The organism is Burkholderia sp. Ac-20345 (genome assembly GCF_017104825.1).
GTDB lineage: Bacteria > Pseudomonadota > Gammaproteobacteria > Burkholderiales > Burkholderiaceae > Burkholderia > Burkholderia lata_B.
Genome location: NZ_JAAGPO010000324.1, coordinates 1 through 6,942 on the forward strand (window position 1 = coordinate 1; position 6,942 = coordinate 6,942).

Consider the following 6,942-nt stretch of genomic DNA (forward strand, 5'->3'; position numbering starts at 1 on the left):
GTTCTTGCCGCTCCGGCAACGCGGGCCAGTCGAGCAGCACGCGGGCGACCGGGTTCGCCTGTGACGGCGGCAGGCCGGTGATCCGGTAAGGCACGCGCGCGCCGCCGGTGCCGGCCGTGCCGAACACGGCGTCGATCAGCGGCCCGGCCGCCGCGAGATCGGCCACCGCGACGAGCACGTCGGACGGCTGCAGGCTCGCGTCGGCGTCGAACCACGCGAGCAGCCGGTCGTGCAGCACCTCGAGCTGACGCGCGAGGCTGTGGCACACGTGCACCTCGATCCCGCGCTCGGCCGGCGTGCTGCCGATTTCGGCCTCCGGCTGCAGTTCGAGGATCGCGTTCTGCACGCGCGCGAGCCACGTCGGCGCGGGATTCTCGACGAAACGCGACGCGTCGCCCGACGCGGCGCTTTCAGTCAGTTCGTGCAGCATGTGCAGCTGCGCCTGGGTCTGCCTGCCCCATTCGGCGAGCAGCGGATGGCCGACTTCCTGGTAGTCGAGCCGCCCGGCCGCATCGAGCGCCTCGGCATGCGCGGCGGTCACGATGTCGAACCAGAATTCACGGCACGGGTTCAGCGCATAGACGCGCACGTCGACCCAGCGCGACAGCTCGCGCAGCAATGCGACATGCAGCGGCGGCATCGTCGGCAGCGCGAACACGCTGACCGATTCCGGCCAGTCCGCGCGCGCGATGGTTTCAGCATCGAGATGGCGAGCCTCGACGAGGAAACGGTGCGCCGGCGGCGTGCCGCTGTCGCTTAGCTCGGCGAGCAGCGCGCGCCACAGCGCGGCCTGCCAGCGCTCGTCGTCGCGCGCGGCGTCGCTGACCCCGCGCGGCGCGGCGTCGCCCGCGAGCACGGACTCGCCGGCCTGCCATGCGGCCAGCCATTCGGGACGATAGGTCAGGTAGTGATCGAGCACGGCCGCGACGCGGTGCGCGAGTTCGTAGCGCATTGCATCGTCGGACGCGGACAGATACGCGGCCAGCCGCGGCGACGCGAGCCACGGCGCCCCGTCGGACGCCTGCGCGAACAGCCGGTAGCAGCGCCACACGAGGCGGTCGGGTGCGAACGGCGAACGCGCGGGCACCGTCAGCACGCGGCCGATCTGCGCCCACAGCCATTGCGCGAGATACGTGAACTCGACGTTCGCGCACACGCCGTTGCGCGCGGCGATGTCGAGCTCGAGACGGCGGCGCAGCGCCGCGCTCGGCACGATGACCTGTTGCGGCGCCCACGGGCCGTTGCGGGCCGGGAACGCGGCCAGATCCTCGAGCAGCGCGTCGGCCAGCGTTTCGTGTCGGTTCGAATAGAAGAGATGGAGCATGAAGCAGGCGTCGGAACCTCGCGCCGGCCGGGCCGGGCGAACAGGATCACCAAGGATAGCAAATGGATCGCCGTCGCGAACCTCGTCCGGAAAGCCAGGTTTTGCGGACCGCGAAATACGATAGACTCGTCGCCAGTCAAGATGCCGCCCCCGGGCGTCTTCGTCTGCTATACAGCCCATCGATGCGCTATTCGGTCGAAATCAGAAAGTTTTTCTACAGCCAGTACTTTTTCGGTGGCCTGCGGATCGCGGTCGGTGTCTCGCTGCCGGCCGTGCTGTGCCTGATCGTGTTTCACAACCGGGAGCTCGGCTTCACGATCTCGACGGGCGCGCTCGGCGCATGCGTCGTCGACATGCCGGGCCCGCTCAAGTACAAGCACAACGAAATGCTCGCTTGCAGCGTGATCGGTTTTCTGGCCGCGCTCGCAACCGGCCTTGCGACACCGAACATCTTCGTGCTGTGGCTCACCATCGTGCCGCTCACCTTCGTGCTGTCGCTGATCGTCGTCTACGGCAACCGCTGGCCGCAGATCAGCTTCGCGACGCTGTTCATGATGGTGATGACGCTCGAGGAGAGTTTCACGCCGCTGCAGGCATTCATCAACGCCGGCTGGATTCTCGCGGGCGGCCTCTGGTACACGTACTGGGCCACGCTCGTGTCGCAATGGCAGGCGCGCCGGATCGAGCAGCAGGCGCTCGCCGAAAGCCTGTTCGCCTGCGCCGACTACCTGCTCGCGCGTGCGCAGTTCTACGATCTCGATGCGGACCTCGACGAGTGCTACCGCAATCTCGTCGCCAAGCAGATCACGGCGGTCGAAACCCAGGAAACCGCACGCGACATCGTGCTGCGCAACCTGCCGAAGCTGCGGCGCGGCAAGCTCGATCCCGGCCGCACGACGATGTACAACCTGTTCATCAACAGCGTCGACCTGCACGAGCTGTTCGTCGGCGCGCACACCGATTACCCGCTGGTGCGCAATACGTTCGGCGGCTCCGATCTCATCATTTTCTACCGCGATCTGATCTGCAAGGCGGCCGCCGATCTCGAGGAGATCGGCCTCGCGGTGCTCGAAAACCGCGCACCGCATTCGCGGATCAGCGTGAAGGCCGAACTGCGCGCGATCGAGTACGAGATCGAGCTGATGCGCAAGAAGAACTTCCCGGCCACCAACGCGGAAGCGTATGCGGCCGTGCTGGCCACGTTCCGGCGCATCTGGAGCGCGACGCGCCTGATCGACCGGATGCGCCGCAACCTGTCGGGCCATGCCGATCCGCAGCAAACCGAACTGAAGATCGACAAGGCGCTCACGCGCTTCCTGCAGCGGCGCCGGATGTCGCCGCTGCTGATCTTCTCGAACCTGAACATGCGCTCGCCGAGCTTCCGCCACGCGCTGCGCGTGACGATCGGGGTGGCGGTCGCGTTCTGGCTCGGCCGACTGCTGCCGCTCACGAACGCGTACTGGATCGTGATGACGACCATCATCATCCTGAAGCCCGGCTACTCGCTCACCAAGCAGCGCAACGCGCAGCGGATCATCGGCACGCTGATCGGCTGCGCGGCGAGCATCGCGCTGATCTACACGGTGAAGGAACCGCACCTGCTGATCGCGATCATGTTCGCGTCGATGGTGATGAGCTACAGCCTGCTGCTGTTCAACTACGCGGCGAGCGTCGTGTTCACGTCGTCGTACGTGCTGCTGATGTTCCACCTGCTCGCGCCGGGCAGCATGCGGATCATCGGCGAGCGCGCGATCGACACCGTGGTCGGCTGCATGATCGCTATCGCCGCGAGCCGGCTGTTCCCGTACTGGGAATACCGGCTGATGGGCAAGCAGGTCGCCGACATGCTCACCGCCACCCGCAAGTATTTCGAGGCTGTGTGGCGCGCCGGGCGCGGCGTGTCGCCGCCGCCGGTGCCGGTCGCCGACGGCGCGGCCGTCGTGCCGGTCGTTGCGGCGGCCATCGAGACACCGGTCACGACCCTCGACGACGACTACCGCTACCGCCTCGCGCGCAAGGATGTGCACATCGCGTTCGCGAATCTCGGGCAGGCGTTCCAGCGGATGATGATCGAGCCGAAGGCGCACCAGCGCTTCGTGCCCGAACTGAACGACCTGCTCGTGCAGACGCACGTGCTCGGCGCGCAGATCACGGCCGCTGCGCCGCTGATCCGCACGGCCTGCGCGGCTGACGGCAGCATCCTCCACGACGACGCGCTGCATCGCGGCCTCGCCGCGGTGCTCGACAATCTCGAGAAGGCCGAGGCCGGCGAGCCGCCGCCCGCCGACCAGCTCGACGCGTCGAAGCAGATCACGCGCGACCTCGACGCGATGGTCGTGTCCGCGGAGAAATCCGATGCGGTGGGTGCCGAACTCACGCACGACCTGAAGGTGCTCGCGCACCAGTGCAAGCAGATGCTCGCGTCGTCGCTGCTGATCCGCAAGGATGCGAGCGTGATCCGCCTGCCCGCCTGAGCGCGGCTTTACCCCGCCGGTGGCCGGCCCGCGCATGCCGCGGATCGGCCCCGGCGCTCCCCGATTCAACGATCCCCGAAGCATGACCCGCCCGTTCCACGCGGCCTGCGCCCTCGTTGCGCGACCGCCCAACCTCCTATTGCGCCCGTCGCGCCAGTCAGGGAATACCCGATTCCGGTCACCCGGCCCGGCTTGTTATCATTCGTTCACATTTAAGTTGTATAGACAACTTGAGCCAATCGGACCGGCCCCGCTCGCCCGGTCCGTCGCATAACGATATCGGAGACACGATGAAAAACTTGCAGCGCCACCTGAGCGCGCGGCACATCCGCTTTCTCGCGCTGGGTTCGGCGATCGGCACGGGCCTGTTCTACGGTTCGGCGTCCGCGATCCAGCTCGCGGGCCCGGCCGTGATCCTGGCGTACATCCTGGGCGGCGCGGCCGTCTACATGGTGATGCGCGCGCTCGGCGAGATGGCCGTGCGCGAACCCGTCGCCGGCTCGTTCGGCCACTACGCGACCGAGAACCTCGGCCCGTTCGCCGGATTCGTCACCGGCTGGACCTACACGCTCGAAATGGTGATCGTCGCGATCGCCGACATCACCGCGTTCGGCATCTACATGGGCTTCTGGTTTCCGGATGTCCCGCAATGGATCTGGGTGCTCGGCGTCGTCGCGATCATCTGCGGGCTGAACCTGTGCCATGTGAAGGTGTTCGGCGAGCTGGAGTTCTGGCTGTCGATCATCAAGGTCGGCGCGATCGTCGCGATGATCGGCGGCGGCGTCGCGATCCTGCTGACCGGCATGCACTTTGGTCACTCGGCCGACGTGCCGACGTTCGCGAACCTGTGGAACCATGGCGGCTTCCTGCCGAACGGCATTGGCGGGCTGATCGCGTCGCTGTCGGTCGTGATCTTCGCGTACGGCGGGATCGAGGTAATCGGCATGAGCGCCGGCGAGGCAAAGGATCCGGAGCGCGTGATTCCGCGCGCGATCAACGCGGTGCCCGCGCGCATCCTGCTGTTCTACGTGCTGACGATGGTCGTGCTGATGTCGATCAGCCCGTGGACGGGTGTCGGCGGCGACGGCAGCCCGTTCGTGCAGATCTTCTCGGCGCTCGGCGTGAAGTCGGCCGCGACGATCCTCAACCTGGTGGTGATCAGCGCGGCGATCTCCGCAATCAACAGCGACATCTTCGGCGCGGGCCGGATGATGTTCGGAATGGCGCGCCAGGGCCAGGCGCCGCGCGTGCTGATGACGACGTCGCGGCACGGCGTGCCGTGGGTCACGGTGCTCGTGATGGCGCTCGCGCTGCTCGTCGGCGTGCTGCTCAACTACCTGATGCCGAAGGACGTATTCCTGATGGTCGCGGCAATCGCGACGTTCGCCACCGTGTGGGTCTGGCTGATGATCCTGCTGTCGCAGGTCGCGATGCGCCGCCGGCTGTCGAACGCCGAAGTCGCGGCGCTGAAGTTCAAGGTGCCGTTGTGGCCGGTCGCGCCGGCACTGACGATCGCATTCATGGGCTTCGTGATCGTGATGCTCGGCTGGTTCGAGGACACGCGCGTCGCGCTGTATGTCGGCGCGGCCTGGCTCGCGCTGCTCGCGCTCGTGTTCTACGCACGGATCCGCCCGAAGTTCGCCCCTGCGTCACGTTGACGCACGGCTGACCTGCGTACGCGGCGCGCCGGTTCAGGCGCCCGCTTCTTCCCCTGCACCGCGTGGCATTTGCCTCGCCGACAGCCGGGGACTCATCTCCTTCACATCCACCCCACGTGCGCGGCCCGCCGGGCCGCGCACCGGCACGTCAGTGCGACGCCGCGCTCGCGGCCTCGGCAGGATGGGCCTCGTCGTACGCGTGCTTCTGCGAAATCGCGTTGTACAGGATCGTCCCGATCACGAGCAGCACGGCCACGACGATCAGGATGCTCACGTTGCGGACAGGGTTCTTCTTGCGCTGATCGTTCATGGTCGGGGCAACTCCGTCAAATTCATCGAAGCGGGCATTCTACGCGCTTGCGCCCCCGCCGCGACGCCCCGTTTCCGATCCCCTTTCCCCTCCTCCCCCCGCCCGCTGAAAGCTTTCATTTGATAACCGTTCCCATTTCGATCTAGAATCTCGAGTCTTTCATTTTGTAATGTTTCGGGTCGCTCGGGCGGCAGGCGCGCCCCGGAACGCTCCCTTCGTCCACCTGCCCCTTCCGGAGTCTTCATGTCGAATCCGCGCACCCGCCTGCTGCCGCTCGCCGGCGCCCTCGCCCTTGCCGCCGCCGCATTCGCGCCGCTGGCCCACGCAGCCGAGGAAGTGAGCCTGTACACCACCCGCGAACCGAAGCTGATCCAGCCGCTCATCGACGCGTTCACGAAGCAGAGCGGCGTCAAGGTCAACACGGTGTTCGTGAAGGACGGCCTGCTCGAGCGCGTGAAGGCGGAAGGCGCGCAGTCGCCGGCCGACGTGCTGATGACGGTCGACGTCGGCAACCTGCTCGATCTCGTCGACGGCGGGCTCACGCAGCCGGTGCGCTCGAAGGCGCTCGACGACGCGATTCCCGCGAACCTGCGCGGCGCGAACGGCGACTGGTACGCTCTGTCGCTGCGCGACCGCGTGCTGTACGTCGAGAAGGACCTGAAGGTCGACGCGTTCCGCTACGAGGATCTCGCCGATCCGAAATGGAAGGGCAAGGTCTGCATCCGCTCGGGCCAGCATCCGTACAACACGGCGCTCGTCGCGGCGATGATCGCGCACGACGGCGAAGCGGCCACCGAGAAGTGGCTGCGCGGCGTGAAGGCGAACCTCGCACGCAAGGCGACGGGCGGCGACCGCGACGTCGCGCGCGACATCCTCGGCGGCATCTGCGACGTCGGCCTCGCAAATGCCTACTACGTCGGTCACATGAAGAATGCTGAACCCGGCAGCGATGCGCGCAAGTGGGGCGACGCGATCAAGGTCGTGCGGCCGACGTTCGCGAACGCGAAGAGCGGCGGCACGCACGTGAACATCAGCGGCGCGACGGTCGCGAAGCACGCGCCGCACAAGGCCAACGCGGTGAAACTGCTCGAATACCTCGTGTCGCCGGAAGCGCAGGCGCTGTATGCGCAGGCGAACTACGAATACCCGGTGCGCGCGAACGTGAAGCTCGACCAG

The 6,942-nt window shown here is 67.1% G+C and carries 5 protein-coding genes; 3 read left to right on the forward strand and 2 right to left on the reverse strand.

Features of this window, described 5'->3' with window-relative positions:
• A partial coding sequence (locus G3O06_RS45600; RefSeq protein ID WP_205820006.1) for an exodeoxyribonuclease V subunit gamma occupies window positions 1-1,324 on the reverse strand: 1,324 nt, incomplete at its 3' end.
• 182 nt (window positions 1,325-1,506) lie between these two features.
• On the opposite strand from G3O06_RS45600, the gene G3O06_RS45605 reads away from it, so the two are divergent.
• Both G3O06_RS45605 and G3O06_RS45610 read left to right on the forward strand, forming a co-directional pair.
• Window positions 1,507-3,798: an FUSC family membrane protein gene (locus G3O06_RS45605; protein WP_174973213.1), complete on the forward strand. Its 2,292-nt coding sequence runs from the start codon at window positions 1,507-1,509 to the stop codon at window positions 3,796-3,798.
• Between the two features lie 290 nt (window positions 3,799-4,088).
• Entirely contained in the window at window positions 4,089-5,456 is a 1,368-nt protein-coding gene (locus tag G3O06_RS45610) for an amino acid permease (RefSeq protein WP_174983105.1), read from the forward strand.
• A gap of 148 nt (window positions 5,457-5,604) precedes the next feature.
• Here the strand turns inward: G3O06_RS45610 and G3O06_RS45615 are convergent, their stop codons facing one another.
• Window positions 5,605-5,766, reverse strand: a complete 162-nt coding sequence (locus G3O06_RS45615; RefSeq protein WP_006476417.1) for a hypothetical protein — start codon at window positions 5,764-5,766, stop codon at window positions 5,605-5,607.
• 243 nt (window positions 5,767-6,009) lie between these two features.
• Between G3O06_RS45615 and G3O06_RS45620 the strand changes: the two genes are divergently transcribed.
• A partial coding sequence (locus tag G3O06_RS45620) for an extracellular solute-binding protein (protein ID WP_205820007.1) occupies window positions 6,010-6,942 on the forward strand: 933 nt, incomplete at its 3' end.